Annotated in this window: 28 protein-coding genes; 10 read left to right on the top strand and 18 right to left on the bottom strand. The window is 73.2% G+C overall.

Annotated elements, in window-relative coordinates:
• Positions 1-110 precede the first annotated feature (110 nt).
• The 4 genes from OO60_RS01790 (at position 111) to OO60_RS01775 (ending at position 4493) form a co-directional block, all read left to right on the top strand.
• Positions 111-2693: an FtsX-like permease family protein gene (locus OO60_RS01790; protein ID WP_003092441.1), complete on the top strand. Its 2583-nt coding sequence runs from the start codon at positions 111-113 to the stop codon at positions 2691-2693.
• Entirely contained in the window at positions 2686-3378 is a 693-nt protein-coding gene (locus OO60_RS01785; RefSeq protein ID WP_003092438.1) for an ABC transporter ATP-binding protein, read from the top strand. The genes OO60_RS01790 and OO60_RS01785 overlap by 8 nt, the downstream gene beginning before the upstream one ends.
• Positions 3375-4043: an ABC transporter ATP-binding protein gene (locus tag OO60_RS01780; protein WP_003092436.1), complete on the top strand. Its 669-nt coding sequence runs from the start codon at positions 3375-3377 to the stop codon at positions 4041-4043. Before OO60_RS01785 ends, OO60_RS01780 begins: the two co-directional genes overlap by 4 nt.
• Positions 4044-4139: 96 nt before the next feature.
• Positions 4140-4493 carry a VOC family protein gene (locus OO60_RS01775; RefSeq protein WP_003092433.1) on the top strand — a complete coding sequence of 118 codons (354 nt, stop codon included), beginning with the start codon at positions 4140-4142 and terminating at the stop codon, positions 4491-4493.
• Here OO60_RS01775 and OO60_RS01770 read toward each other — a convergent pair.
• Positions 4490-5329: an oxidoreductase gene (locus OO60_RS01770; RefSeq protein ID WP_003092430.1), complete on the bottom strand. Its 840-nt coding sequence runs from the start codon at positions 5327-5329 to the stop codon at positions 4490-4492. The genes OO60_RS01775 and OO60_RS01770 overlap by 4 nt on opposite strands.
• Positions 5330-5426: 97 nt before the next feature.
• On the opposite strand from OO60_RS01770, the gene OO60_RS01765 reads away from it, so the two are divergent.
• Positions 5427-6329: a LysR family transcriptional regulator gene (locus OO60_RS01765; RefSeq protein ID WP_003092428.1), complete on the top strand. Its 903-nt coding sequence runs from the start codon at positions 5427-5429 to the stop codon at positions 6327-6329.
• Here the strand turns inward: OO60_RS01765 and OO60_RS01760 are convergent.
• Positions 6317-6652, bottom strand: coding sequence for a rhodanese-like domain-containing protein (locus tag OO60_RS01760; protein WP_003092425.1), 336 nt, complete (start codon positions 6650-6652; stop codon positions 6317-6319). The two genes, OO60_RS01765 and OO60_RS01760, sit on opposite strands and share 13 nt — an antisense overlap.
• Before the next feature lie 11 nt (positions 6653-6663).
• Positions 6664-7293 (bottom strand): FMN-dependent NADH-azoreductase, encoded by a 630-nt coding sequence (locus tag OO60_RS01755; RefSeq protein WP_003092423.1) that lies wholly within the window; start codon positions 7291-7293, stop codon positions 6664-6666.
• A 62-nt stretch (positions 7294-7355) separates the two neighbouring features.
• Between OO60_RS01755 and OO60_RS01750 the strand changes: the two genes are divergently transcribed.
• Both OO60_RS01750 and OO60_RS01745 read left to right on the top strand, forming a co-directional pair.
• Positions 7356-7988, top strand: a complete 633-nt coding sequence (locus tag OO60_RS01750; protein WP_003092420.1) for a TetR/AcrR family transcriptional regulator — start codon at positions 7356-7358, stop codon at positions 7986-7988.
• A 43-nt stretch (positions 7989-8031) separates the two neighbouring features.
• Positions 8032-9111 carry a GDSL-type esterase/lipase family protein gene (locus tag OO60_RS01745; protein WP_205624208.1) on the top strand — a complete coding sequence of 360 codons (1080 nt, stop codon included), beginning with the start codon at positions 8032-8034 and terminating at the stop codon, positions 9109-9111.
• A 133-nt stretch (positions 9112-9244) separates the two neighbouring features.
• On the opposite strand, the gene OO60_RS01740 is transcribed toward OO60_RS01745, so the two are convergent.
• From OO60_RS01740 to OO60_RS01725, 4 genes are read right to left on the bottom strand one after another with little or no spacing between them, the layout of a single operon-like run.
• Positions 9245-9544 (bottom strand): hypothetical protein, encoded by a 300-nt coding sequence (locus OO60_RS01740; RefSeq protein ID WP_003092405.1) that lies wholly within the window; start codon positions 9542-9544, stop codon positions 9245-9247.
• Positions 9531-9755: a hypothetical protein gene (locus OO60_RS01735; RefSeq protein WP_033260675.1), complete on the bottom strand. Its 225-nt coding sequence runs from the start codon at positions 9753-9755 to the stop codon at positions 9531-9533. Before OO60_RS01735 ends, OO60_RS01740 begins: the two co-directional genes overlap by 14 nt.
• Positions 9756-9800: 45 nt before the next feature.
• The gene (locus OO60_RS01730) at positions 9801-10256 is read right to left on the bottom strand and encodes an Lrp/AsnC family transcriptional regulator (RefSeq protein WP_003092399.1); all 456 of its coding nucleotides are present in this window, start codon (positions 10254-10256) and stop codon (positions 9801-9803) included.
• Positions 10253-11395 carry a M24 family metallopeptidase gene (locus tag OO60_RS01725; protein WP_033260674.1) on the bottom strand — a complete coding sequence of 381 codons (1143 nt, stop codon included), beginning with the start codon at positions 11393-11395 and terminating at the stop codon, positions 10253-10255. The genes OO60_RS01730 and OO60_RS01725 overlap by 4 nt, the downstream gene beginning before the upstream one ends.
• A 205-nt stretch (positions 11396-11600) precedes the next feature.
• On the opposite strand from OO60_RS01725, the gene OO60_RS01720 reads away from it, so the two are divergent.
• A complete protein-coding gene (locus OO60_RS01720; RefSeq protein WP_033260883.1) occupies positions 11601-12545 on the top strand; it encodes a 5'-3' exonuclease in 945 nt (314 codons plus the stop codon).
• On the opposite strand, the gene OO60_RS01715 is transcribed toward OO60_RS01720, so the two are convergent.
• From OO60_RS01715 to OO60_RS01700, 4 genes are all read right to left on the bottom strand, one after another.
• Entirely contained in the window at positions 12542-13759 is a 1218-nt protein-coding gene (locus OO60_RS01715; RefSeq protein ID WP_003065109.1) for a GNAT family N-acetyltransferase, read from the bottom strand. The two genes, OO60_RS01720 and OO60_RS01715, sit on opposite strands and share 4 nt — an antisense overlap.
• 49 nt (positions 13760-13808) lie before the next feature.
• Positions 13809-15011: a GNAT family N-acetyltransferase gene (locus tag OO60_RS01710; RefSeq protein WP_003065105.1), complete on the bottom strand. Its 1203-nt coding sequence runs from the start codon at positions 15009-15011 to the stop codon at positions 13809-13811.
• Between the two features lie 70 nt (positions 15012-15081).
• Positions 15082-15840, bottom strand: coding sequence for a DUF4333 domain-containing protein (locus tag OO60_RS01705; RefSeq protein WP_033260673.1), 759 nt, complete (start codon positions 15838-15840; stop codon positions 15082-15084).
• 250 nt (positions 15841-16090) lie between these two features.
• Positions 16091-18868, bottom strand: coding sequence for a DEAD/DEAH box helicase (locus OO60_RS01700; protein ID WP_003065098.1), 2778 nt, complete (start codon positions 18866-18868; stop codon positions 16091-16093).
• A gap of 166 nt (positions 18869-19034) precedes the next feature.
• Here OO60_RS01700 and OO60_RS01695 point away from each other — a divergent pair, with 166 nt between their 5' ends.
• On the top strand, positions 19035-19598 hold the full coding sequence (locus tag OO60_RS01695) for a hypothetical protein (protein ID WP_003065095.1): 564 nt from the start codon (positions 19035-19037) through the stop codon (positions 19596-19598).
• On the opposite strand, the gene OO60_RS01690 is transcribed toward OO60_RS01695, so the two are convergent.
• From OO60_RS01690 to OO60_RS01660, 7 genes are all read right to left on the bottom strand, one after another.
• Positions 19595-20476 carry a diacylglycerol/lipid kinase family protein gene (locus OO60_RS01690; RefSeq protein ID WP_003065093.1) on the bottom strand — a complete coding sequence of 294 codons (882 nt, stop codon included), beginning with the start codon at positions 20474-20476 and terminating at the stop codon, positions 19595-19597. The genes OO60_RS01695 and OO60_RS01690 overlap by 4 nt on opposite strands.
• Positions 20476-21447 carry a twin-arginine translocase subunit TatC gene (gene tatC, locus OO60_RS01685; RefSeq protein WP_003065090.1) on the bottom strand — a complete coding sequence of 324 codons (972 nt, stop codon included), beginning with the start codon at positions 21445-21447 and terminating at the stop codon, positions 20476-20478. The genes OO60_RS01690 and tatC overlap by 1 nt, the downstream gene beginning before the upstream one ends.
• Positions 21448-21536: 89 nt before the next feature.
• Positions 21537-21824, bottom strand: a complete 288-nt coding sequence (gene tatA / locus OO60_RS01680) for a Sec-independent protein translocase subunit TatA (protein ID WP_003065087.1) — start codon at positions 21822-21824, stop codon at positions 21537-21539.
• A gap of 61 nt (positions 21825-21885) precedes the next feature.
• Positions 21886-22098, bottom strand: coding sequence for a bacteriophage holin (locus tag OO60_RS01675; RefSeq protein ID WP_003065084.1), 213 nt, complete (start codon positions 22096-22098; stop codon positions 21886-21888).
• A 9-nt stretch (positions 22099-22107) separates the two neighbouring features.
• On the bottom strand, positions 22108-23088 hold the full coding sequence (locus tag OO60_RS01670; protein WP_003065081.1) for a helix-turn-helix transcriptional regulator: 981 nt from the start codon (positions 23086-23088) through the stop codon (positions 22108-22110).
• Complete coding sequence (locus OO60_RS01665; RefSeq protein WP_033260671.1) at positions 23085-24068, bottom strand: helix-turn-helix transcriptional regulator; 984 nt, start codon at positions 24066-24068, stop codon at positions 23085-23087. The genes OO60_RS01670 and OO60_RS01665 overlap by 4 nt, the downstream gene beginning before the upstream one ends.
• A 10-nt stretch (positions 24069-24078) precedes the next feature.
• Positions 24079-24510, bottom strand: a complete 432-nt coding sequence (locus OO60_RS01660; protein ID WP_003065074.1) for a winged helix-turn-helix transcriptional regulator — start codon at positions 24508-24510, stop codon at positions 24079-24081.
• A 104-nt stretch (positions 24511-24614) separates the two neighbouring features.
• Here OO60_RS01660 and OO60_RS01655 point away from each other — a divergent pair, with 104 nt between their 5' ends.
• The gene (locus tag OO60_RS01655; protein ID WP_003065072.1) at positions 24615-25535 is read left to right on the top strand and encodes an NADP-dependent oxidoreductase; all 921 of its coding nucleotides are present in this window, start codon (positions 24615-24617) and stop codon (positions 25533-25535) included.
• Positions 25536-25545 lie beyond the last annotated feature (10 nt).

The following is a 25545-nucleotide window of genomic DNA, read 5'->3' as shown; positions in this document are numbered from 1 at the left end:
CGAACACACGGGGTGAGCAACGATCGTGACAAAAACGTTCCAACTGTCGCGGTGGGCCGGTAGCGTCTGCGGCCATGCGGGTGATGTGGGGGAAGATTGGACAACGCAGAGTGACCAAGCCGTGGCGGGCGGCCCCGAAGGCCGCCCTCTCCAGCCCGCTGACGCTGGTCGTGGCGGCCGTGACCTCCCTGTTGGCCTGTTTCCTCGGCACCGCGGCGGTGCTGCAGGCGTCCGCGGCCGGCGGCGCGGCGGTGGCCTACCAGACCGGGATCACCTGCCCCGACAGCTACGGCCCGATGTTCGGCAAGGGCAACATCCCGGTGCGGGACATCCCGGTGCTGACCGGCGCGGTGCAGCGGCACGCGGCCGCGCACGGGTTCTCGACGCCGGTGGTGAGCCAGTACACCACCGTGCTGCGCGGCACCGAGTTCAACGGCGACCCGCACTACAAGATCCGCCTCGCCTACCGGGACCAGGCCGGCCTGGACAACCTGACGCTGCAGCAGGGCACGCGCGCGCCCGGGCTGTGGCTGGGCAACGTCGTGGCCGACGCCGAGCACATCGGGGTCGGGACGAAGCCGAGCATCGCGGGTGCCGCGCTGCCGCCGGTCACCGGGATCTACCGCGACCTGCTCGACCCGCCGCCGCGGTGGTGGTGCTCGCAGCAGTCCGGCGCGGTGATCGACCGGCTGGTCGACGACCCGATCGACTCGATCGTCTTCGCCACCGACCGCCGGACGTTCGACGCCGCGATCGCGGCGGTCGGGGTGCCGACGATGCAGTACTTCCACATCTCGTTCTACGAGCCGGCGCCGGCCACCCTCAGTGCCGCGGAGGACCTGCTGCGGCGCTCCCGCGACCTCGTCGCCGACGTCCGCGCCGACCTGGTCGCCCAGGGCCGCGGCGCGCTGGTGGCCGCCGACGTCCCGACGTTCGAGCGGTCGGTGCAGATCGCCCGCCAGGCCCAGGACAACGTGTTCGTCTCGATCCTGCCGCTGGCGCTGATCAGCGTCCTGGTCGGCTGCGCCGGCCTCGGCACGGTCGCGCTGCAGTGGTACCAGCGGCGGCACGCGCAGCTGCGGCTGCTGTCCGCGCGCGGCAGCGGCCCGGCCGCGCTGGGTGGTCTCGCCGTCGCGGAGCTGGGCCTGCCGATCCTGTTCGGCGGCGCGGCCGGGGCGGTCGCGGCGCGGCTGCTGCTCGGGGTGTACGGGCCGCCGGGGGCGCCGGATCCGGGCGCGGTGCTGCGCGCGGCCGGGGTCGCGGCGGCGACGCTGGTGGTGTCGCTGGCGTTGCTGGCGCTGGTGGTGGCGGTGCGGGTGCACCGGGAGTTCGAGCTGGGCCGGGTGCGCCGCGGCGCCCGCCGGGTGCGGCTGCTGGCGTACTTCCCGTGGGAGCTGGCGACGGCGGGCATGGCGTGGCTGGGCTGGACGCGTCTGGCGCACTACGGCACGACGTCGCGCTTGGGCAATCCGCTGCCCCAGGTGGACCCGCTGGCGCTGACCTACCCGGTGTTCGTGGTGCTGACCGTGGGCCTGCTGACCGCGCGGCTGGCGTGGCTGGCGCTGCACGCCTCGCACCGCGCCCGGTTCTGGTCGCGCCCGGCGCTGCAGCTGGCGATCCGCCGGCTGGCCGGTGCCCGGGCGCCGGTGACCGGGGTGCTGGTGATCGGCACCCTCGCCATCGGGACGCTGGCCACCGGCATCGGCATCGCCCGCGGCCAGGAGGAGGCGCTCGACACGAAATCGGCGATCTTCGTGGGCAGCAACGCCCGCCTCGACACCGACAGCCCGATCGGCATGGGCGACGTGGCGATGCCGGCGTCGCTGGCCGGGAGCAGCACGGTGGTCGGCGAGCTGACCGGGACCGGCAGCGTGGTGCTGGTGGTCGACCCGGCGACGTTCACCCGCGCCGCCGCGGTGGACCGCGTCCCCGGCGACGACCTGGCCGGGCTGCTGCGGAAGATCTCGCAGCCGGACCCGCGCGGCACGCCGGTGATCCGGGTCGGGCACACGGCCAAGCAGGACGCCAGGCTGCCGGACCGCCTGCCCGACGCGGTCGTCGCCGGCGACCTGCCGGTGTTCCCGATGATCGGCACCTCCCCCGGGTACGTCGTCTCGCGCACGGTGCTCGCCCGCGCGCAGCTGGACGGCATTCCGAAGTGGAGCGTGCTGACGACGTCGCCGATGGCGGAGGCGACCACCGCGCTGCGCGCGGCGGGGGTGTTCATCCCGAACCGGATCAGCCGCGAGTCCGCTTTGGACGGTCTGCCGTTCTTCGTGGTGTCGTGGACGTTCTCCTTCGTCGCGCTGCTGGGCGCGGTGCTCGGGGTGGTGGCGATCCTGGCGCTGCTGGTCGCGGTCGAGGTCCGGCGGCGGCAGAACGCGCTGGCCGGGGCGCTGGTGCTGCGGATGGGCATGCGGCCGCGGACGCTGCTGGCCAGTCACCTGATGGAGCTGGGTGCTCTCAGCGGGCTGGCGATCGTCGTCGGGGTCGCGTGCGGGGTGTCGGTGGCGGGGTTGTCGGTGCCGCGGTTCGACCCGGCGACGTTCCTGGCGCCGCGCTCGGAACTGCCGGATCCGCTGCCGTTCGTGCTGACCGTCGTGGTGATCGGCGTGGCGGTGGTCGCGCTGGCCGGCTGGATCGCGGTGCGCTCGGTGCGCACCGCCCGGACCGCGGAGCTGATCCGTGCCTGAGAAACCCATTTTTTCCCTGCGCGGCATCGGCGTGGACTACCAGACCCCGGCCGGGGTCGTCACCGGCGTCGACGACGTCAGCCTCGACGTGCCGGCCCGCGGGATGACCGTGCTCGCCGGGCCGTCGGGGTCGGGAAAGTCGACGCTGCTGCGGGTGCTGGGGCTGTTCGAACAGCCGGCGCGCGGCACGCTGACGTTCCAGGGCGCCGACGTCCGCAAGCTCAAGCACCGGGAGCGGCGGGCGTTGCGGCGCCACCACCTGGGGCTGGTGTTCCAGAACCCGGCCGACAACCTGCTCGGCTACCTGAGCGTGGCGGAGAACCTGCACGCCGCGGCCGAGGCCGCCGGGGTCGAGTGCACCGCCGAGGACATCCTCGGGCAGCTGGGCCTGCACGGCACCGGCGGCTGGAAGATCTCGGCGCTGTCGGGCGGGCAGCAGCAGCGGCTGGCGTTCGGCTGCGTGCTGGCCGCGCGTTCGACGGTGATCCTGGCCGACGAGCCGACGTCGCAGCTGGACGAGGCGTCGGCCGACCTGGTGCTGGACACCCTGCGTTACCTGGTGGACCAGGACTTCGCGGTGCTGGTCGCCTCCCACGACGAACGCCTCATCGACCTCGGCGCGCGGGTGGCCCGGCTGCACAAGGGCTCGCTCGAGCGCGTCGAAGAACGGGAGCCCCGGCCATGACCCTGGTGGAAGCCGTCGGGCTGCGCCGCAGTTTCGCCCACCCCAGCGGGGACATCGAGGTGCTGCGCGGGCTGGAGCTGCGCGTCGGCGCGGGTGAGCTGGTGACGGTGTCGGGCCGGTCGGGCTCGGGCAAGAGCGCGCTGCTGGCCCTGCTGTGCGGGTTCGACTCCCCCGACTCCGGCTGCGTGCTGCTGGACGGCGTCCCGATCAGCGGCGCGCCGCCGTGGCACACCTGCGCGGTGCTGCCGCAGGCGCTCGGGCTGGCCAACGAGCTGACGATCGCGGAGAACGTGGCGCTGCCCCTGCGGCTGCGGTCGGACGTGCCACGCCCGTCGCGGTCGGCGATCGCGGCGCGGGTGACGGAGCTGCTGGAGGAGCTGGGCATCGGAGAGCTCGGCGACCGCTACCCGCTGGAGGTGTCGTTCGGGCAGCAGCAGCGGGTGGCTTTGGCCCGCGCGGTGGCGGGACGGCCACGGGTGCTGCTGACCGACGAGCCGACGGCGCACCTGGACGCGGGCTCGACCCCGCGGGTGCTGCGGCTGCTGCGCCGGTGCGCGGCGGAGGGGGCGGCGGTGATCGTGGCCACCCACGACGAGGAGGTCCACCGCATCGCCGACCGCCGCGTCCGGCTGCTCGACGGCGTGCTCACGGCGCTGCTGGACTGACCGGATCGAACCGATCAGGAATCGAGAAGCGCTGGTCAGCGGGCCGGGAATAGCGTTGCCGGCGTACCGCAGACCACGACTTCAGGAGCACCGAAGATGAGCACCCAGGGGATCAAGACCGTCCTGCACCCCGTCACCGACCTGGCCGCCGCCAAGGCCGTCTACACCGCCCTGCTGGGCACCGAGCCGCAGGCCGACGCGCCCTACTACGTCGGCTACGACGCCGAGGGGCAGCACATCGGGCTGGTGCCGAACGGCGCGCAGCAGGGCATGACCGGGCCGGTGACCTACTGGCACGTCGCCGACATCGAGGCGAAGCTCGCCGAGGTGACCGCGGCGGGCGGGCAGGTCAAGGACGAGCCGAAGGACGTCGGCAACGGGCGCCTGGTGGCGACCTTCACCGACCCCGACGGCAACGTCCTCGGTGTGCTGCAGGACCCGCAGTCCTAGCCGAGCGCGGTGGCCCGGCTGACCTCCTCCCAGGCGGCCAGGTCCGCCGCGACCGTTTCGTGGTGGGCGCGGATCGCTTCGACGGCGTCCGCGCCCAGCGCGAGCCGCAGCGGGGCGTCGTCGCGGCCCACCGCGCCGACGATCGCCGCGGCCGCCTTGGCCGGGTCGCCGGGCTGGGTGCCGTCCATGTTCTCGACCGCTTCGCGCGTTCCGCCGGTCGACACGGTGTAGGCGTCGATCGTGCGGGAGCGGTGCATGCGGCCGCCGCCGAACTCGGTGCGGAACGCGCCCGGCTCGACGATCAGCACCTGCACCCCGAACGGCGCCACCTCGGCGGCCAGCGCCTCCGAGATGCCCTCCAGGGCGAACTTCGCCGCGCAGTAGGCGCCGAAGCCGGGCATCGACAGCTGGCCGCCCATCGAGCTGATCTGCACGACCGTCCCGCTGCCCCGGGCACGCAGGTGCGGCAGCACGGCCTTGGTGACCGCGACCGCGCCGAAGAACATGACTTCCATCAGCGCGCGCAGTTCGTCCATGGTGAGCTCTTCGACCGCGCCGACCGAGCCGCTGCCGGCGTTGTTGACCACGACGTCGATCCGGCCGAACTCCTCGAGCGCGGTCTTCACCGCCGCGTCGATCTGGCCGGTGTCGGTGACGTCGAGGGCCGCGGTCCGGACCCGGTCGCCGCCGCGGTCCAGCAGGTCCGCCAGGGTTTCCGGGCGGCGGGCGGTGGCCACGACCCGGTCGCCCGCGGCCAGCGCGGCCAGCGCGATCTCCCGGCCGAAGCCGGCGGAGCAGCCGGTGATCAGCCAGACGCGGCCGTCGGTGTTCGTCATCTTCGGTGTCCTCCCAGTGGTTTCTCCCTTCCATCCTGGGGATGATCACGGCCGCGGCGCCAACACCGATGTCCTGCCGCAGCTACAGTCTGAGCCTGTGACCCCCGAACTGCGGCAGCTTCGCTACTTCGTCGCCGTCGCCGACGAAACGAGCTTCACGCGGGCCGCGGCCGGGCTGCACATCGCGCAGCAGTCGCTGTCGCAGCAGATCACCGTGCTGGAACGCGGCCTGGGTGCGCGGTTGTTCGACCGGGACGCGCGCGGGGCCCGGCTGACCGCCGTGGGGCGGCTGTTCCTGCCGGAGGCCCGCGCGGTCCTGGCCCGTGCCGACGAGGCCGTGGCGACGCTCGGGCGGGCGGTGCGCGGCGAGATCGGCGACGTCCGGCTCGTCTTCCTGGCCACCACGGCGAACTACCTGCTGCCGCCGGTGGTCCGCGCGGCGCGGGAGCAGCTGCCCGACCTCGCGGTGACGACGGCGGAGGCGTCGATCGCCGAGCTCGTCGCCGGGCTGCGCGAGGGCCGCTTCGACCTGGCGTTCACCCGGCCGCCGCTGGTCGGCGACCTGGTGTCCCGGACGTTGCTGACCGAGGAGGTGTGCGCGGTGCTTCCCGCGGAGCACCCGCTGGCCGGGCGGGCATCGCTGCAGCTGGCCGACCTGGCCGGCGAACCGTGGGTGCTGACCCCGCGCGGTAGCTGGGAGCCGTGGCACCGCAGCTACGACGCCGATTTCACCGCCGCCGGCTTCACCCCGCGCGTGGTGCAGCGCGCCACGACCGTGCAGGGGCTGCTGGGGCTGGTCGCCGCGGGGGTCGGGATCACCCGGCTGGCCCGGTCGTCGCACAGCCTCCGCCGCAGCGGGGTGGCGTTCGTGCCCCTGGACGGCGAGGTCGCCCGGACGGAACTGGTGTGGCTGCCGGGCAACGACAACCCGGCGGTGCGGGCGATCGCCGATGTCGCGGCCGGGCTGGCGGCGGCCACGGACCTGACTCAGGCGGGCTGACCGCTTTCGGTCGGCAGGCCGTGCTCCACCCAGTCTTCGATGCCGGCGGCGTACTTGCGGACGTTGGTGTAGCCCAGCCGTTCCAGCTGCGCGGCGACCTGGCCGCTGTTGGCGCAGGCGGGGTTGGAGCAGTAGGTGACGATCGCGGCGGCCTTGTCCGGCAGCAGGCCCGGGGCCTTGCCGGCGACGTCGCCGGCGACGAGGTTGAGCGCGCCGGGCAGGTGCCGGGCGGTGTAGTAGGACTCCGGGAGCGCGTCGACGAGGACGAGGTCGCCCGCGGCGAGCCCGGTGCGGAGGGTGTCGCGGTCGATGGTGGCGGTCATGGGGCTTCCCTTCAGAAGGTCTTGGCGGTGTCGCGGGCGGCTTCGGCGGCGAGGCGGCCGGCCTCTTCGGCGTCGCCGGTGAGGGTGGGGTGGAACCGGATTTCGGTGACGTCGTCGATGCCGGTCCAGTTGAGCCAGCCGGTGAAGAAGGGGCCTTGGAAGTCGGCGCCGAACTCGCGCCCGAGGCCGGGTCCCCACACCGCGCTGGTGTAGATGACCGCGGCGCGCTTGCCCCGGCCGGCGAGCAGGCCTTCGTACCCGGTCGCCGGGTCGAGGCCGAACACCAGCCCGGGCTGGGAGACGACGTCGACGAACTGCTTGAGCACGTACGGCACGCCCGAGTTCCACATCGGGACGCTGAACAGGATGCGGTCGGCGGCGTCGAACCGGGCGAAGGCCGCCTTCGCCGTCGCCAAGGCCGCTGCTTCCTCGCCGGTGGGGGTGCCCCCGCCGACGACGGTCATCTTGCCGCGGGCGGCGGCCGGGCCGAAGGGCGGCAGGGTGCCGTCCCAGAGGTCCCATTCGTCGATTTCGGCGTCCGGGTGGTGGGCGCGGTAGGTGTCCAGGAAAGCAGCTGCCAGGCGCAGCGACTGGGAGTCCTCCCCTCGCGGGGACGCGGAAATGTGCAGGAGATCGGGCATCTCGGAGCTCCTCGGAAGGGTGTCGGCTTTCGCCGGACGAGAAATCGGACTAGAGTCCGCTTATGTCCTCGAACCGTAGCGGACCGCAGTCCGCTTCGTCAACACCGGCCGAGCTGCCGGTGCTCGGCGCGCCCGTCCGCGAACGGGCGGACGCCGCCCGCAACCGCATCCGGGTCCTGGAAGCCGCCGAAGCGCTCTTCGCCGAACGCGGGGTCGACGCGGTGACCATGGACGACGTGGCGGGCGCCGCCGGCGTCGGCAAGGGCACGCTCTACCGCCGGTTCGGCGACAAGGGCGGCCTGGCCATGGCCCTGCTCGGCGAGCGGGAACGCGAGCTGCAGGAGCGGATCCTCACCGGCCCGCCACCACTGGGCCCCGGCGCCGATCCCGCGGACCGGCTCGGCGCGTTCGTCGAGGCCTACCTGGACCTGCTGGACCGGCAGCTGGACCTCGTCCTGCTCTCGGAAACCGCCACGCCGGGTGCCCGGTTCCGGACCGGCGCGCACGCCCTGTGGCGGCAGCACTGCCGGCACCTCCTGGACGCCGGCGGCGCGGCCGACGCCGCGATCGCCGCCGACGTCCTGCTCGCGGCGCTGGCGGCCGAGCAGGTCCGGCACTGGCGGCGTGACCGGGAAATCGACGCGGCCACCCTGGCGGAGTCGCTCGTCGGGCTGGTCCGGACGTGGCTGCGGTGACGCACCGTGTCCGCGGCTCGGCCGGTCCGTAGAATCGGGGGCGATGCGACGCCTTCGGTGGTACTGGGGAGCCCTCGTCCTCGTGTGTGTGGCCCTGCTGGCCGGTTTTTTCGTCTTCTTCGGCTCCGAGAGCCAACCGGGGCGCCCGCAGCCGCGGCAGGGTCCGCCGGGCACCGGCCCGCTCACCGTCGTCGCGATGGGTGACAGCACGGTGTCCGGGGAAGGCGCCGGCCAGTACACCCCGGCCACCAACGGCCAGGGCGGCAACTGGTGTCACCGCTCCCCCAACGCGTTCGTCGAGAAGATCGCGGTCCCGGGCATCACCGCGCAGGTGAACCTCGGCTGTTCCGGCGCGCCCGCCGAACAGGTCGCACTCGGCGACGTCAAGCAGTGGACAGAGGGGTCGCAGGCGCAGCAGCTGGCCGCGCTGGTGAAGGACCACCGCGTGGCCGCGGTGGTGATCGCGGTGGGCGCCAACGACGAGCCGAAGTTCTCCAACCAGGTCACCGAGTGCTTCAAGGCGTGGTTCAACCCCGGCGGCCCGTCGTGCAGCGACGCGCTCAAGCAGACCTGGCAGTCCAAAGTGGACGCGATGGTGCCGAAGGTGGCGGCCGCGGTGTCGGACGTGAAGAAGGTGCTGGCCGCCGCCGGTTACGTCCCGGCGGACTACCAGCTGATCCTGCAGTCCTACGCGGCACCGATCGGCCCGGACCTGCCGGAGGACCTGCGCAGCCTCAACGGCTGCCCGTTCCGCACCGAGGACCTGCGCTGGATCGCCCAGACCGGCATCGGCGTGCTGTCCTCGGGCCTCAAGGCGGCCGCCCAGCAGACCGGGGCGCGGTTCCTGGACCTGGCCAAGGCCGGGGTCAAGCACGAGGCGTGCAGCGGCGGCCCGAACCCGGCGACGGAGTGGTTCACCCGGCTGACGCTGCAGCTGGCCGACCTCGGCCAGGCCGAGCGGGCGGGCCACGCGCTGCAGGAGTCGTTCCACCCCAACGCCGCCGGCCACACGGCGATCGCCAACTGCCTGACGGAGTTCATCACGGCCAAGGAGGGCAACGCCACCTGCCTGGCCGGCGCGGACGGCAAGCTCCACGCGGTCCCGGAGGTCGTCGCCCGCTGACCCGAAGGGTCGGCTCGCGTACCCCGGCAGTCGGTTCGCGTACCTGAAGGGTCGGCCGGTGAGCCGACCGTCCAGGTACGCGAGCCGACCCTCCGGGTACGCGAACCGACCGTCCGCGTACGTGTCGCGGGCGTCAGAGGTCGAGGGCGGCCCGCAGGGCGATGTCGATGCGCTCCTGGACGTCCTGGTCGATCTCCGCGATCCGCTCGTCGAACCACGGGCGGTAGAGGCGGGTCAGGTTGAGCGTCGACACCCAGTAGCGCGCGTCGATCGCCACGCCGAGGATGTCCATCGGGTCGCGGTCGAGCAGTTCGGTGCCGAGCAGCCAGGGCCGCTCGGACTCGTTCACCCCGTCCGAGGACAGCAGCACCACCGTGCGCTGCCGGGCCGGTTCGGTCGGGGGGTGGTACGTCCAGACTTCACCCCTGCGCACGCAGATCCTTCTCCGCCGCGCTCAGCTCGGCCTCGTCCGATTCCGCGACGACCGGTTCCGGCTTCTGCGGCGTGTAGCCGGTGCGAACCGCCTCGCGCCTGGCTGCCTTCGACAGCCAGGACGAGACCGAGATTCCGTGGGCTTTCGCGGCGCGTTCGGCGAATTCCAGAGCCCCGCTGTCCAGCGAAAGAGTCACCTTACGTGTTGCCATACCTTTTACCGTACCAGTGCCCCGGTCACCGGGCGGCCGCCGGAGTCAGAACGTCGGCGAACGTCCCTCGAACGGCGTAGAGAGCACCACCGTCGTGCGGGTCGACACCTTCGCCGCCTCCCGGATCCGCCGCAGCAGGTCCTCCAGCGCCAGCGGCGACTGGACGCGCACCAGCAGGATGTAGGACTCGTCGCCGGCCACCGAGTAGCACGACTCGATCTCCTTGATGTGCTGGATCCGCTGCGGGTAGTCGTCCGGCGCCGCCGGGTCGTTCGGCGTCAGCGAGATCAGCGCCGTCAGCGGCAGGCCGATCTGCTCGCCGTCGAGCCGCGCGGTGTAGCCGAGGATCACCCCGCGCTGCTCGAGGCGGCGCACCCGCTGGTGCACCGCCGACACCGACAGCCCGACCCGCTCGGCGAGGTCGGTGAAGCTGCGCCGCCCGTCGGCCGCGAGCTCCTGCACGATCGACTGGTCCAGCGGCTCCAGGCCGCCGGGCGTCATGCGTCCAGCACGACGAGCTCGTGCGGCTGGTTGTTGACGGACTCGACGCCGTCTTCGGTGACGATGACGATGTCCTCGATCCGGGCGCCCCACCGGCCCGGCTGGTAGATGCCCGGCTCGACGCTGAAGGCCATGCCCGGCTCCAGCGGCAGCGCGTTCCCGGCGATGATGTACGGCTCCTCGTGCACGTCCAGGCCGATGCCGTGCCCGGTGCGGTGGATGAAATACTCGCCGAACCCGGCTTCGGCGATGACGTCCCGCGCGGCGGCGTCGACGGCCTCGGCGGTGACGCCCGGCCTGACGGCGGCGACGGCGGCGGCCTGCGCGCGCTGCAGCACCGCGTAGGTCTCGGCCACGTCGGCGTCCCGCGGGGTGCCGACGGCGTAGGTGCGGGTGGAGTCGGAGTTGTAGCCGGCCGGCAGCGGCCCGCCGATGTCGACGACCACGACGTCACCCTCTTCGATGACGCGGTCGGAGACGTCGTGGTGCGGGCTGGCGCCGTTCGGCCCGGACCCGACGATCACGAAGTCGGCCTGCACGTGGCCCTCCTCGACGATGGCCGCGGCGATGTCGGCCCCGACCTCGGCCTCGGTCCGGCCGGGCCGCAGCCACTCGTGGACCCGGGCGTGCACCCGGTCGATGGCCGCACCGGCCTCCCGCAGCGACGCGATCTCCGCGGCGTCCTTGCGCATCCGCAGCTCCCGGACCACAGGCCCGGCCAGTGTCTGCTCGGCCTCACCGAGCGCCGACCGCAGCGCCAGCACGTGCAGCGCGGGGGTGAAGTCGCTGACGGCGACCCGCCCGGGCTTGCCGAGCCGGTCGGCCACCAGCTTGTAGGGGTCGTCGCCGTCGACCCAGGTGAGCAGTTCGACGCCGAGCTCGTCGGTGGGGACGTCGGCGTACCCGGGTGCCTCCAGCTTCGGCACGACCAGCGCGGGCGTGCCCTCGGCCGGCACGACGAGGGTGGTCAGCCGCTCGAAGGACCCCCCGGCCTGCCCGAGCAGGTACCGCAGGTCGGAGCCGGGCGCGATCAGCAGGGCATCGGTCCCCGCGGCGGCCGCGGCAGCGCGGGCCCGGTCCAGCCGGGCGCGGAGGGAAGCGGCATCGGGGGCAGGCGTGTGGAGGGATCGGCGCGACATGGAGCCGAGCCTAGTGGGCGCCCGCACCGGAGGACGCGCCCGGGCCCGCGACATGCCGGGCCGGGTGACACGCTCCCCCGCTCCCCCGCCCCGGTCGTGAGTGGTAAGGCGAGTTCTAACCCGCCTTACCACTCACGACCCGGGTGGGGACCGGGTCGCGGTGCGTCGCGTCCCGCCGCCGCGTCCACCGTGGCAGGCTGTGCGGGTGACCGGACCCCTTGCCCTGCTCGACTCCGCGAGCCTCTACTTCCGCTCCTTCTTCGCCCTGCCCGACTCGATGCGAGCCGCGGACGGGACGCAGGTGAACGCCGTGCGCGGGTTCGCCGACACCATCGCGCGGATCCTCACCGACCGGCGGCCCGCGCGGCTCGTCTGCTGCCTGGACGCCGACTGGCGGCCGAAGTTCCGCACCGATCTGTTGCCCAGCTACAAGGCCCACCGCGTCGCCGAAGAAACCCCCGCCGGGCCCGACGTCGAAGAGGTCCCCGACACGCTCACCCCGCAGGTGCCCATCATCCTCGACCTGCTCGAAGCGTTCGGGTTCGCCACCGCCGAGGCCGACGGCTACGAGGCCGACGACGTCATCGGCGCCCTCGCCACCCGCGAGGAGCACGACCCGGTCGAGGTCATCACCGGCGACCGGGACCTGTTCCAGCTGGTGCGCGCCGAACCGTCACCCGCGTCGGTCATCTACGTCGGCAAGGGCTGGGCCAAAGCCGAGGTGCTGGGCCCGGCCGAGATCGCCGAGCGCTACAGCCTCCCCCGCGACACCGCCGGGCCCGCCTACGCCGACATGGCCGCCCTGCGCGGCGACCCCTCCGACGGGCTGCCCGGCGTCGCCGGCATCGGCGAGAAGACCGCGGCGAAGCTCATCACGCAGTTCGGCTCCCTCGACGCCCTCATCAAGGCGGCCGAAGCCGGTGACTCCGCCGTCCCGCTCAAGACCCGCCTGCGGCTCAAGGACGCCGCCGACTACCTCGCCGTCGCCCCGACCGTCGTCCGGGTGGCGGTCGACGCGCCGGTCGAGCAGTCCCGGCCCGACACCGTCCCCGCCACCCCGGCCGACCCCGAACGCGTCGCCGAACTCGCCGAGCGCTGGAACCTCGGCAACTCCGTCGAGCGGCTCCTGAAAGCCCTGCCCGGCACCTAGAAGTGCGTGCCGCACCACGGCGCCGTCACCGTGGTGAACAGCTCGTCGGCCCGCGCCACCGCACCCGCGTCGCGGACCTCGAGCCGGCCCGCCTCCGCCAGCGCCGTCGCGGTCCACTGCCCCAGGTACAGCATCCCGAGCGCGTCGACGTCGAGGGCCAGGTCCGCCGCCGCGTCCGTGCGCCGGGCGCCGTCCGGGCCCACCTCGTAGTGGCCGGTGTTGGCCGGCAGCAGCCGGTCGGTCACCGCGACCACCACCGGGCCCGCCGCCCGATAGGTGCGGGCCGCCAGCGCCGCGGCGACGTCGACCGGCCGCAGCCACAGGTCGTCCTCGACCGCGAGGGTGCCCGCGTGGCGGTGGTCGGTCAGCAGCACCGCCAGCGGCTCGTCGACCGGGCGGTGCCGGGCATGCACCGCCGACACCAGGTCGACCGACAGCAGGAACCGCCACAGCGCGGCCCGCGCCGCCGGATCGGCGCCGTGCAGGTCGTGCACGTCCAGCACCGCGCCCCGGTCCGGCGACTCGGGCGACCGGTGGCTGATCGTGGCGTACACGACGAACCCGTCGTCCCCGTCCGGTCCACTGTGGACCGCGACCAGGTGGTCACCGTCCGGGCCCACGTGCCGGTCGTGCGAGATCGGCCACCACCGCGGCGGCCGCGCGATCATGCCCGGCCGGTGCAGCCCGATCCGCCGGTACAACGCGGGGATCTCCCGCACCGCCTCCTCCGGCGTCAGCATCCGGACCTCCCCGGCGGCCGGGACGCGCTCGTGCAGCCGCGCCGCCGGCCGCGTCACCCGCACCGTCTTGCCCAGCGCCGCCGACCCGTAGCCGAACCGCCCGTAGATCGTGGGCTCACTGGCGTGCAGCACCGCCAGCGGCACCCCGCGCGCGGCGAACTCCGCCAGCTGCGCGGCCATCATCGCGCTGAGCACCCCGCGGCGGGTCCGGTCGGCCCGGACACCCACCCCCTCGACCGCGGCGGCCGGCACCACCCGCCCGCCGGGAACGGCCAGTTCGGTGTCGAACGAGCTCACGATCCCGATCGGGGTCCCGCCCTCGAACGCGCCGAACTTCCGCGCGGCAGGCCACGATTCCCCCACCCGGGCCCACACCTCGCCGGTGACCCGCGGGACGTGCAGGGCGCGGCGCAGCAGGTCGAACGTGCTGCGCCGCTCGTCGTCGGTGATCGGGCGGACGTCGAAGTCGGTCATCCTCCCGATCCTGCCGCCCGCCACCCCACCCGGCACCCGGTTTTCCCGCTCAGAAGTGACTGCCGCTCCACGCCGCCACCCGCGTGCCGAACAACAGGTCCGCCGCCGGCAGCGCCGCCGGGTCACGCACCTCGATCCGGCCCGCCGCGGCCAGCGCCGACGGCCGCCACGTCCCCAGGTACACCATCGCCAGCGTCGTGACGTCCAGCCGCAGGCCGGCCGGCCCCTCCGCGCGCTCGGCGCCGTCCGGCGCCACGCGGTAGCCACCGCTGTTGCCCGGCAGCAGCGGGTCGTACACCTCCAGCACCACCGGATCGGCGTGCCCGTACTCGCGGGCGCGCAACGCCGAGGGCACGTCGACGAGCCGGATCCAGTGCTCGTCCCCGATCCGCTCGACGTTCCCGCGGCGGTGGTCGGCGAGCAGCAGCTCGGCCGGATCGTCCACCGGCCGCGACTCCACGACGATCCGGTCCACCAGATCGACCCCCAGCAGGAACCGCCACAACCCGGCATACGCCGCCGCCGAACCCGCGAACAGGTCCACCACCTGCAGGTTCTTCGTCCACGGATGCGCACGCAGCCCGTCGACGTGGTAGAGCGCGAACCCGTCCGGCCCACCCGGACCGTGGTGCACCGCCGCCTTCACCGGCGACGCGTGCCGCCGCAGCTGCAGCTCGTACAACCGCCACAGCACCTCCGGCCGGGTCATCATCCCCGGCCGGTGCTCCAGACCGGCGTACACACCCGGACAGACCTCCAGCGCCCGGTCGAGGTCCAGCAGCTCCACCGCACCGCCCACCGGCGCGTCCGGCCGCAGCCGCGCTCGGTGCCGATCGACGCTGTAGACGCGGAACCGCGTGGCCAGGCCGTAGCCGAACCGGCCGTAGATCGGCGCCTCCGACGCCAGCAGGTTCGCGAACACCACCCCGCGCGCGGCGAACCCCTCCAGCTGCTCGGTCATCAACGCCCGCAGCACACCCCGGCGCGTCCGGTCGGCCCGCACCCCGACCGACGTCACACCCGCCATCGGCACCCGGGCCCCACCGGGCACGGTCAGCTCCGCGTCGAAGAACCGCGCCGTCCCGATCAGCTCCGGGTCGAACGCACCCAGCGTCCCGCCCGGCTGGTAGTACCGGGCCGCGAGCACCCACTCCGCGTCATCGGCCGGCGGGAAGTGCACCGTCTCCCGGAACAGGTCGCACGCCGCCCGGTGCTCCTCGACGCCCAGCGTCCGGATCTCGAACTCGCTCATCCCCGGATCATCTCCGGAGACACCGCGGCCCGGCCACCGGAAATCTCGGTGGCCGGGCCCGGAACCCGCGCTACTTCGAAACCGGCGGCGAAACCTCGTAGTTGCCGCCGGTGCCCTTCACCGTGATCGGCACCTGCTGCGGCTTGCCGGCGATCGTCGCCGTGCACTCGAACTTCGCCCCGTCCTCCACCTTCTGCTCGGCGGGACAGGTGACACCGGTGACACCGTCGATCTTGTACGTCTCGGTCAGCAGCTTCTGCACGTCGGTCTGCATCTGCGTGTTGTTGAAGACCTGCGTCTTCAGGAACCCCGGCGTGACGAACGCGGTGAACAGGAACACGGCCACCACCGCCACCGCGACGATGACCCCGATCAGCAGCCCCTTCTTCGACTTCGCCGGCTTCTCCGCCTCCGGCGCACCCGCACCGGCGTACTGCTGCTGGCCGTAGTCGTACTGCCCCGGCTGCTGCTGCCCGTACTGCGGCTGGGCCTGCGGCCCGCTCTGCGGATACCCCCCACCCGGCTGCTGCCCGTACTGCGGCTGGGCCTGCGGCCCGCTCTGCGGGTACCCCCCGCCGGGCTGCTGCCCGTACGGCGGCGGCTGCTGCCCCCACTGCGGCTGCGGCGGCGGCGCATACCCACCCGGCTGCTGCCCGTACTGGGGCTGCTGCGGCTGGCCCCACTGCTGCTGGTTCGGGTCGTAAGAAGGCTGCTGCGGCTGCTGCCCCCACTGCGGCTGCTCCTGCGGACCGCTCGGCGGGTAGCCCCCACCCGGCTGCTGCCCGTACTGGGGCTGCTGTGGGTCGTTGCCGCCATACGGCGTGCTCATCGTCTGCCTCCGCCTGCTTCGCTCATCTTTCGTCCACCCCGAAACACCGCAAGCCGCGCAAACACGGTGTCGCACGCGATCCAACCACAGGTCGGACTCGAGCACACGATCCCACGCTCACGGCGTCCACCTGGGCTACTGCGCCGATCGTCAGCAATCCGACCACAGCCACGGCCGAATGACTTTCGCGGCTACCGTCACTCGCCGTCCGGGGGTCGGCCTGCTTTTGGCCGGATCGCTGACACCGAGTTCACGCCGCCCCCGCGGCCACCACCCCACGGCGCAGCGCCTTCACCGCATCGGCCGCCGCCGCACCCACCGGGTCCGCCTTGCCCAGCACGTCCCGGATCTGGTCCAGCAGATCGATCACCTGCCGCGACCAGCGCACGAAGTCACCCGCCGACAGCTCCTGTCCGTTCGCCTCCGCCGCCGTCAGCACCTTCTCCAGCGACTCACCCCGCGCCCACCGGTACACCGGCCACGCGAACCCCGCGTCCGGCTCCCGCGTCCGGTCCAGCCGGTGCCGCCGCTCGTCCTCGGTCAGCTCCACCCACAGCCGCGCCGTCTCCTGCCACGCCTCCGGCACCGCACCGCCCGGCAACCGCGGCTCCCCCGCGGTGTCCCGCCGCGCCTCGAACACCAGCGTCGACACCACCGCCGCCAGCTCCGCCGGGTTCAGGTTCCGCCACACCCCGTGCCGGATGCACTCCGCCGCCAGCAGGTCCGACTCGCTGTACAACCGCGTCAGCCGCCGCCCGTCCTCGGTCACGCGGTCCTCGCCGTCCCCGGCCGACTCCGGGCCGAGGTAGCCACGTTCACCCAGCAGCGCCAGGATCCGGTCGAACGCCCGCGCCAGCGAGTGCGTCGTCGCCGCGACCTTCCGCTCCAGCTGCTGCGTCTCCGCCGCCAGCCGCTGGTACCGCTCCACCCACCGCAGGTTCGCCTCACGCTCGGCCAGCCCGTGGCACGGGTGCGCCCGCAACGCCCGCCGCAACGCGGCCAGCTCCCCGTCCTCGTTCGCCCCCGACCGCCGCTTCTGCCGCCCCGGCAGCGAAATCCCCGCGTTCCGCAACGTCGACGCGATGTCCCGCCGCGCCCGCGGCGACCGCAGCTCCACGTGCTTGGGCAACCGGATCCGCCCCAGTGCCTCCACCGGCGCCGGGAAGTCCGCCACCGACAACGGCCCCGACCACCGGTCCTCGGTCACCACCACCGGCCGCGGCTCCCGGATCGGGTCCAGCCCCGGATCCACCACCACGGCCAGCCCCGCCCGCCGGCCCGCGGGCACCGCGATGACGTCACCCTTGCGCAGCTTCTCCAGCGACTCCGCCGTCCCGGCCCGCCGCGCCGCGGTGTTCTGCCGCGACAACGCCTTCTCCCGCGTCGAAATCTTCGCCCGCAGCTCGACGTACTCCAGCATCTCGTCGAAATCGCCGGTCACCGCGGCCGCGTAGCCCTTCAGGGCCTCCTTGTTCCGCTCGATCCGGCGCGCCGTCCCCACCACCGACCGGTCCGCCTGGAACTGCGCGAACGACTGCTCCAGCAGCTCCCGCGCCTCCGCCGCCCCGACCTGTGCCACCAGGTTCACGGCCATGTTGTACCCCGGCCGGAACGACGACCGCAGCGGATACGTCCGCGTCGACGCCAGCCCCGCCACCTGCTTCGGATCCACCCCCGGCTGCCACGCGACGACGGCATGCCCTTCGACGTCGATACCGCGCCGCCCGGCCCGGCCCGTCAGCTGCGTGTACTCCCCCGGCGTCAGGTCGACGTGCGCCTCGCCGTTGTACTTGACCAGCCGCTCGAGCACGACCGTCCGCGCCGGCATGTTGATCCCCAGCGCGAGGGTCTCGGTCGCGAACACCACCTTCACCAGGCCCCGGACGAACAGCTCCTCGACGGTTTCCTTGAACGCCGGCAGCAACCCCGCGTGGTGCCCGGCGATCCCGCGTTCGAGGGCCTCCCGCCACTCCCAGTACCCCAGCACCCCGAGGTCACCCTCGGGCAGGTCCGCCGTCCGCTCCTCGATGACCCGCCGGATCTCCTCCACCTCACCCGGCCCGTTCAACCGCAGCCCCGACCGCACGCACTGCGTCACCGCAGCATCGCAACCCGCGCGCGAGAAGATGAACACGATCGCCGGCAGCAACCCCGCCCGGTCCAGCTGCTCCACCACGTCCACCCGCGACGGCGGCCGGAACCGCGGCATCCGCGGCGGCGCACCCCGGCGCCCCCGCGGGCTCCGGAACCCGGCCGGCGCGTACTGGCGGCCGATCTCCTCGGTCCGCCGCAGCAGCGTCGGGTTGATCCGCAGCTCCGCCCCCGGCGCGTGCACGTCCTCCCCGGCGAACAGGTCCAGCAGCCGGTTCCCCACCAGCATGTGCTGCCACAGCGGCACCGGCCGGTGCTCGTCCACCACGACCGTGGTGTCGCCCCGGACCTCCACCAGCCACTCGCCGAACTCCTCGGCGTTGCTCACCGTCGCCGACAGCCCCACCACCCGCACGTGCTCGGGCAGGTGCAGGATCACCTCTTCCCACACCGCACCCCGGAACCGGTCGGCCAGGTAGTGCACCTCGTCCATCACCACGTACCCGAGATCGGTGATCGTCGACGAGCCGGCGTAGAGCATGTTGCGCAGCACCTCGGTGGTCATCACGACCACCTGCGCGTTGCCGTTGATCGAGGTGTCCCCGGTCAGCAGGCCGACCGCGTCGGTGCCGTACCGGGCCACCAGGTCGGCGTACTTCTGGTTCGACAGCGCCTTGATCGGCGTCGTGTAGAAGCACTTGCGGCCTTCGGCCAGGGCCAGGTGCACGGCGAACTCGCCGACCACGGTCTTGCCCGCCCCGGTGGGCGCGCAGACCAGCACGCCGTGACCGCCCTCGAGGGCCTCGCACCCGCGGATCTGGAACTCGTCGAACTCGAAGGACGCCTCCGCGGCGAAGCGCGTCAGCTGGGGGTACTTCCCGCGGCGCGCGGAGGCCGCATAGGCCTCGGCCGGGGACGAAGAAGGGCTACTGGCCACCTCGTCAGGGTTTCACATCCCCCCGGCAGTCCGCACGCCGCGTGACGTCCGGGCGTTTTGTTCTTCGTGGTGGCGACGATCTTGATCTTGAAGACTGCCCCACAGTATAGGGCGTTATACACTTGAGTACCGGAACCGGCCTGGGGCGGGCCGCGTCGGAGCGGGCATGACGGAACCGTGTCCGAGCTGCGGGCTGCTGGATCAGGTCCAGCACGTGCCGGCGGTGTACCGCGGCGGGCATTCTTTTTTCCGCGGCCGGGGCCCCCAGGTGACGGTGCCGGCGGGCGAGGGGTTCGTGGTGACGAATCCGCAGTTCAGCGGCATATCGGTGACGTCGGTAGCGCGTTCCCTCGACCCCTTCCCTCCCCCGCGCCGGGGTGGCGGGCTGCTGGCGGCGGCGATCGTGCTGGCGCTGGCCGGCAGCTGTTTCCTGCTGTTGCCGTTCGCGGCGATCGGCGACCCGCCACCGGGCGGCGCGGTGGGCATCGCCGTGGTCTCCCTGCCGGCGGTGTGCGTGTACGTCGCGGCCGGAGTGCTGGTCTGGCTGTACGCGCGGCGGCTGCGTGAACACCGGAAGCAGCGGCGTGGGGTGCCGGCGGCGCAGCAGGTGTGGGAGCAGGGCTGGTTCTGCCACCGCTGCGGCGGCGTCTACTTCGCGGCCGCGGGCCGCCTGCTGACCCCGGAGCACTTCCGGCACCTGGTGGCGCGCGCGGGCGGCTACGACCGTTAGGCCAGCACCGTCAGGGCGCCCGGGACGCAGCTGACGGTCACCGGCACGGTCCCCTGCGGCTCGCCGTCGGCGTACGCGGGCCAGGCGTTGCCGGACAGGGTGACCGAGCGGGCGCGCAGGGTGCGGACCGCGGGGTGGGTGACGTGGTTGCCGGTGCGCATGCCGGGGAGCATCCGGATCAGGCCGCGGCGGGTGGCGTGACCGATGATCGTGACGTCGAAGACGCCGTCCTCAGGGTCGGCCGTCGGGCAGATCGGGACGCCGCCGCCGTAGAAGCGGGTGTTGCCGACCGCGACCAGGGTGGCGTCGAGTTCGAAGCGTTCGCTGCCGGTGTCGACGACCACCGGGCGGCAGCGGAACCCGGCGAGCTCGGCGAGGATCGCGAGGTCGTAGCGGCGCGGCCCGGACGGCCAGCGCATCCGGTTGGCGCGTTCGTTGACGCTGGCGTCGAAGCCCGCGCACAGGACCGTCGCGAACCAGGTGGAGCCGATCCGCCCGAGGTCGATCCGGCGGCGGGCACCCGAGCGCAGGGCCGCGACCAGCGCGTCGACCGCCGGCAACGGCTCCCCGGGGACGCCGAGGGCGCGCGCGAAGTCGTTGCCGGTGCCCGCCGGGACGAGCCCGAGCGCGACGTCGTTGTTCGCGCAGAACTGGACGCCCTGGTGCGCGGCGCCGTCGCCGCCGAGGACGACCAGCACGTCCAGCCCCGCGGCGTGGGAGGTCCGCATCAGCTCGCGGGACTCCTCGACCGTGTTCGCGACGAGCACGTCGAGCCGGTCGACGGCCGTGCGCAGCCGCGCGGCGACCGTGTCGGCGATCCGGGCGGCCGCGCCGTGCCCCGAGGCCGGGTGCACGGCGAGCGCGGCGTGGAGCCCCACTAGGTGACGTCGTCGGTGCTCGACCGGCCACCGGAGGCGGTCGGCGTGGACGGTTCGTCGTCGACGGTGCTCGGCGTGTAGTCGAACGGCGCCGCCTCGTCGTCGGCGAGCTGGTCCCAGCCCTCGTCGTGGCGTTCGCGGTCCTTGCGGCGGTCGTGGATCCGGGCGAGCTGGACGGCGATTTCGAACAGCACCGTCAGCGCACCGGCCAGGCCGAGCATCGAGAACGGGTCGGACCCGGGGGTGGCGAAGGCCGCGAAGACGAAGAGGGCGAACACGATGCCGCGGCGCCACTTCTTCAGCTGCGCGTACTTCACGACGCCGACGCGGTTGAGCATGACCACCAGCAGCGGCAGCTCGAAGCTGATCCCGAAGATGATCAGCAGCGACAGCAGGAACGAGATGTACTTGTCCGCGGTGAGCGCGGTGACGAACGCGTCCTGGCCGAAACCCATGAGCAGCTGCAGGGCGTGCGGGAACAGGATGTAGGCGAGCACGGCGCCGCCGGCGAACAGCACCGACGCGAACCCGACGAACGTCAGCGCGTACTTGCGCTCCTTGCTGTACAGGCCGGGCGCGATGAACGCCCAGATCTGGTACAGCCAGACCGGCGAGAGCAGCACCGCGCCGGCCGCGATGCCGACCTTCAGCTGCGTCATGAACGCCTCGAACGGCACGGTCTGCAGCAGCCGGCACCCTTCGGCGCTGTCGAGCCGCCGGTTGGGCGGGATGGCGCAGTACGGGTCCTTGACGAGGTCGCCGAGCGACGGGATCGGCCCGATGTGGGTGCCGAACCAGAAGAACCCGATGATCCCGCCGAGCACGACCGCGAGCAGCGCGAAGCCGAGGCGGCGGCGGAACTCGTAGATGTGCTCGATGAGCGTCATCGTGCCGTCGGGGTTGGCGCGACGGCTGCGCCTGCGCCGCTTCGACCGGCGGCTGTCACCGTTTCCGGAGGCGGATTCCGCCACGGGTTGTTCCGTTCTCGTCGGAGTCCGCCGGAGCGCGCCGGCCGGGCGCGCTCCGTGGACCAGGGACCGGGTGTGGCTTCAGTACCGCGTCAGCTGGCGTTCTTCTGCGGCTGGTCCGCGGCCTGCTGCTTCTTGAGTTCGTCGAGCTGCCGCTGCAGGTCGGCGACCTGCTGGTCGGTCGTGGCCGCCGGGGCGGGCGTCGCCGGGATCTGCTTGGTCTCGACGGGCTCGGCGTCCTCGTGCGAGGCGTTCTTGTCGCCCGCGAGGTCCTTGGTCTCGGCCTTGAAGATCTTCATGGACTTGCCGATCGACCGCGCCGCATCGGGAAGCCGCTTGGCCCCGAACAGCAGCACGACGAGCAGCACCAAGATGATCAAATGCCATCCTTGCAATCCGTTGGCGAACAAGATGGCCTCCTATCTGCGTCTGGTAGGGATGTTACTGGTTTTCCGGTTTCCGGCGGCGCTGCTCGAACGCGACGCGCAGCGCTGCCGTCCGGGCGCGGAGCAACCCGGCCCGGTCCTGGGTGTTCGTAGCCACCATGCTTGCGGTCTGCCGGAAACCACGCAAGACCTTGACCGTCCGCACCAGGAGGACCAGGAGCAGCAGGAGGCCGAGCGCGGCGAGCGCGATCGTGGGCAGGTACGGCACGCCGTCAGCCTAGTGGTCGCAGGTTGACGGAAGGTGACGGGCTCGGGCCACCGCGCCGGCGGCGCGGCGACCGACGTCCGCCGCGAGGTCGGCCGGGCTCTCCACCAGCGCTTCCCCGCCCAAACCCAGGACAAGGCGCACCATCCAGGACTGGTCGGCGTAGCGCATCCGGATCCGCAGGCGGCCGCCGTCGAGCTCGTCGAGCTCCTCGCACGGGTAGTACTCGGCTACCCAGCGTGCGTCCGGGTCGAGGACCAGCACCGCCTCCCGCTGGTCGGGACGCTCACGAAAGACACCCTCGGAGATGTCGGTGGGGTGGGCGTGCGCGGGCGGGCGGGACGGCTCGTCGAGGATCGCCAGCTCGTCGATCCGGTCGAGCCGGAACAGCCGGACGCCCTCGGCGCGGCGGCACCAGGCTTCGAGGTAGCCGACCGCCTGGACGATCAGCAGCCGCATCGGGTCGACCGTACGCTCGGTGATCTGGTCCTTCGACGCGGTGTAGTAGCGGATCCGCAGCGCCCGCCCGTCCTGCAGGGCGCGGGCGACCTCCTCGCGGGTGCGCGCGGTCCGCTTGCCTTCGCGCACTCCCCCGCCGACGACCACGCCGGCCGGCTGGGCCTGCCCGGCGGCGGACTCGATCTTGGCGATGGACCGGCGGACGGCGTCGCCGTCGACCACGCCCGGCGTCTCGGCCAGCGCCCGCAGCGCCACCAGCAGCGCGGTCGCTTCGCCGCCGGTGAGGCGCAGCGGGCGGCTCATCCCGGCGTCGTGGGTGACGACGATCGTGTCACCCTCGAAGGACAGGTCGATCAGGTCGCCCGGCCCGTAGCCCGGCAGCCCGCACATCCACAGCAGCTCGAGGTCCTTGCGCAGCTGCTTCGGCGTGACGTCGAAGTCGTGCGCCGCGTCGTCGATGCGCACACCCGGGCGCGCCAGCAGGTAGGGCACCAGCGCGAGCAGCCTCGGCATCCGGTCGGTGGACCCGCTCACGACACGCCCCCCTGCCGGGCCACGACGGCTTCGAGCCGGTCCTGGACGCTCTTGGCCAGCACGTCGGGTTCGAACACGACGACGTCCGGGCCCTGGGCGGCGATCCAGTCGGCGGCCGACTCCGGGTAGAGCAGGCCGATCTCCACGAGGTCGCCCTCTTCGCCGTCGACGGTGGTCCGGCCGACGACGGTGCCGCGGCGGCGGACCCCGGCCGCGCGGCCGTCGGCGACCCAGACCCGGGCCGTGGTGACCGGTGACGGTTCGCTGTCGCCGGTGGCCGTGACGAGCTTGAGCAGGTTGACCCCCTCGGGGCGGCGCACCTCGCCGGGCTTGCCGACCGGGCGGACCTGGCCGGTCACGCGGGAGAGCCGGAAGCAGCGGGTGGCGCCGCGGTCGCGGTCGTGCCCGACGACGTACCAGCGGGCCCGCCACGACACCACGCCCCACGGTTCCAGGGTGCGCATGATCCGTTCCGGCGAGCCGCTGCGGCGGTACTCGAACCGCACGGCCTGGCCGTTCTGCACCGCGGCCAGCAGCGGCCCGAACGCCGGCTCGGCGCGCACCCGCGGTTCGACGACCGTGGGCGCCTGGTCGTCGACCTCCAGACCGGCGGCGCGCAGCTTCACCAGCGCGCCCTGCGCCTGCCCGGTCAGCTCCGGGGAGTCCCACAGCCGCGACGCCAGCGCGACCGCAGCGGCTTCGTCGGGCGCGAGGTCGATCTCGCCGAGTTCGTAGTCGCGGCGGGCGATGCGGTAGCCCTCGATCGCGTCGAAGGCGGAGTTGCGGCCGGTTTCCAGGGGGATGCCGAGCTCGCGCAGTTCGGTCTTGTCGCGTTCGAACATCCGGAAGTAGGCGTCGTCGCTGGCCGCGTCGCCGTATCCGGGCACGATGCCGCGAATCCGCTCGGCAGTGAGGTACTGCCGGGTGGACAACAGGGCCAGCACCAGATTGACCAGCCGTTCGGCGCGTGCGGTGGACACCCGGTAGAGCCTAGCCCGCGCCGCCCGGCCCGATCGTGAGGTCCGGCGTACGCGCGTCGTAATCGGTGCGGGCGGCGTCGACGGCTTCGAAGTTGGCCTCGGCCCACGCCTTGAACCCGGCCATCAGCGCGCGCAGCGATTCCCCCAGCGGCGTAAGGGAATAGTCGACGCGTACGGGCACCGCCGGGGTGACCTCGCGGCGGACGAGACCGTCCCGTTCGAGCACCCGCAGGGTCTGGGTGAGCATCTTCTGGCTGACCCCGGCGATCCGCCGCGAAAGGTCGCTGTAGCGCTGCGGGCCGTCACCGAGCGCGACGAGGATCAGGCTGACCCACTTGCCGGCGATCTCGTCCAGCAGCTTCCGGGTCGGGCAGGCGGCGAGATAGGCGTCGTAGGCGGCCTTTTCGGCCTGCCGCCGCTGTTCCGCCGTGCGGGTGGGCACCGGGCGAACCTCCTCCTGCGGTAGGCACCTGCAGGTGCGTACTTCCCATCGGAGAGTAGCTCCCCATACGTTCGCGGGGAAGGTTTCCGGCGGGTGGAGGTGCGATGCGGGCGATCGTGGTACGGCGGTTCGGGGGCCCCGAGGTGCTGGAAGAGGTGGCGGTGCCGGTCCCGGAGCCCGGCCCGGGCCAGGTCCGGATCCGGGTGGCGGCGGCCGCGGTCAACCCGGTCGACGTCGCGACCAGGGCGGGGTGGCTGACCGAGGCCGGCGTGGTGCCGGCGCGGGAGGTGCTGGGCCTGGGCTGGGACGTGGCGGGCACGGTCGAGACCCCGGGCGGCGGGTTCGCGCCGGGCGACGCGGTGATCGGCCTCCGCGACCGCATCGCCACGCCGCTGGGCGCGTACGCCGAGCAGATCGTCCTGGACGCCTCGGCGGTCGCACCGGCACCGGCCGGGGTGTCGGCGGTCGAAGCGGCGACGCTGCCGCTGAACGCGCTGACCGCGGCCCAGGCCCTGGATCTGGTGGAGACGACGGGCAGCGTGCTGGTGACCGGCGCGGCGGGCGCGGTCGGCGGGTACGCGGTGGCGCTGGCACACGCGCGGAAGCTGCGGGTGGTGGCGGTCGCAGCGGAGACGGACGAGGCGGAGGTCCGCCGGTTCGGGGCGGACGAGTTCGTGCCACGCGGCCCGTCACTCGGCGACCGGGTGCGGGCGGTGGTGCCGGGCGGGGTGGACGCGGTGCTGGACCCGGCGTTGCTGGGCCTGGACGCGCTGGACGCGGTCCGAGGTGGCGGCGAGTTCGTGGCGTTCGCGGCGGGGGCGGCGCCGCTGCCGTTGCGCGGGATCCGGGTGAGGAGTGTGTGGATCCGCGCGGACGGCGGGCGGCTGGCGGAGCTGGCCGGGTTGGCGGAGAACGGGACGTTGCCGTTGCGCGTGGCGGGGGTCCTGCCGCTGTCGGAGGCGGCGGTGGCCCACGAACGGCTGGCCACCGGCGGCCTGCGCGGCCAGCTCGTGCTGACCCCGTGAAACCTCCCTA

Origin of the sequence: Amycolatopsis vancoresmycina (assembly GCF_000716785.1) — a bacterium.
GTDB classification, from domain to species: domain Bacteria; phylum Actinomycetota; class Actinomycetes; order Mycobacteriales; family Pseudonocardiaceae; genus Amycolatopsis; species Amycolatopsis vancoresmycina.
Note: the sequence above shows the minus strand (reverse complement) of the source record. Positions and strands in the feature narration are given on the sequence as shown.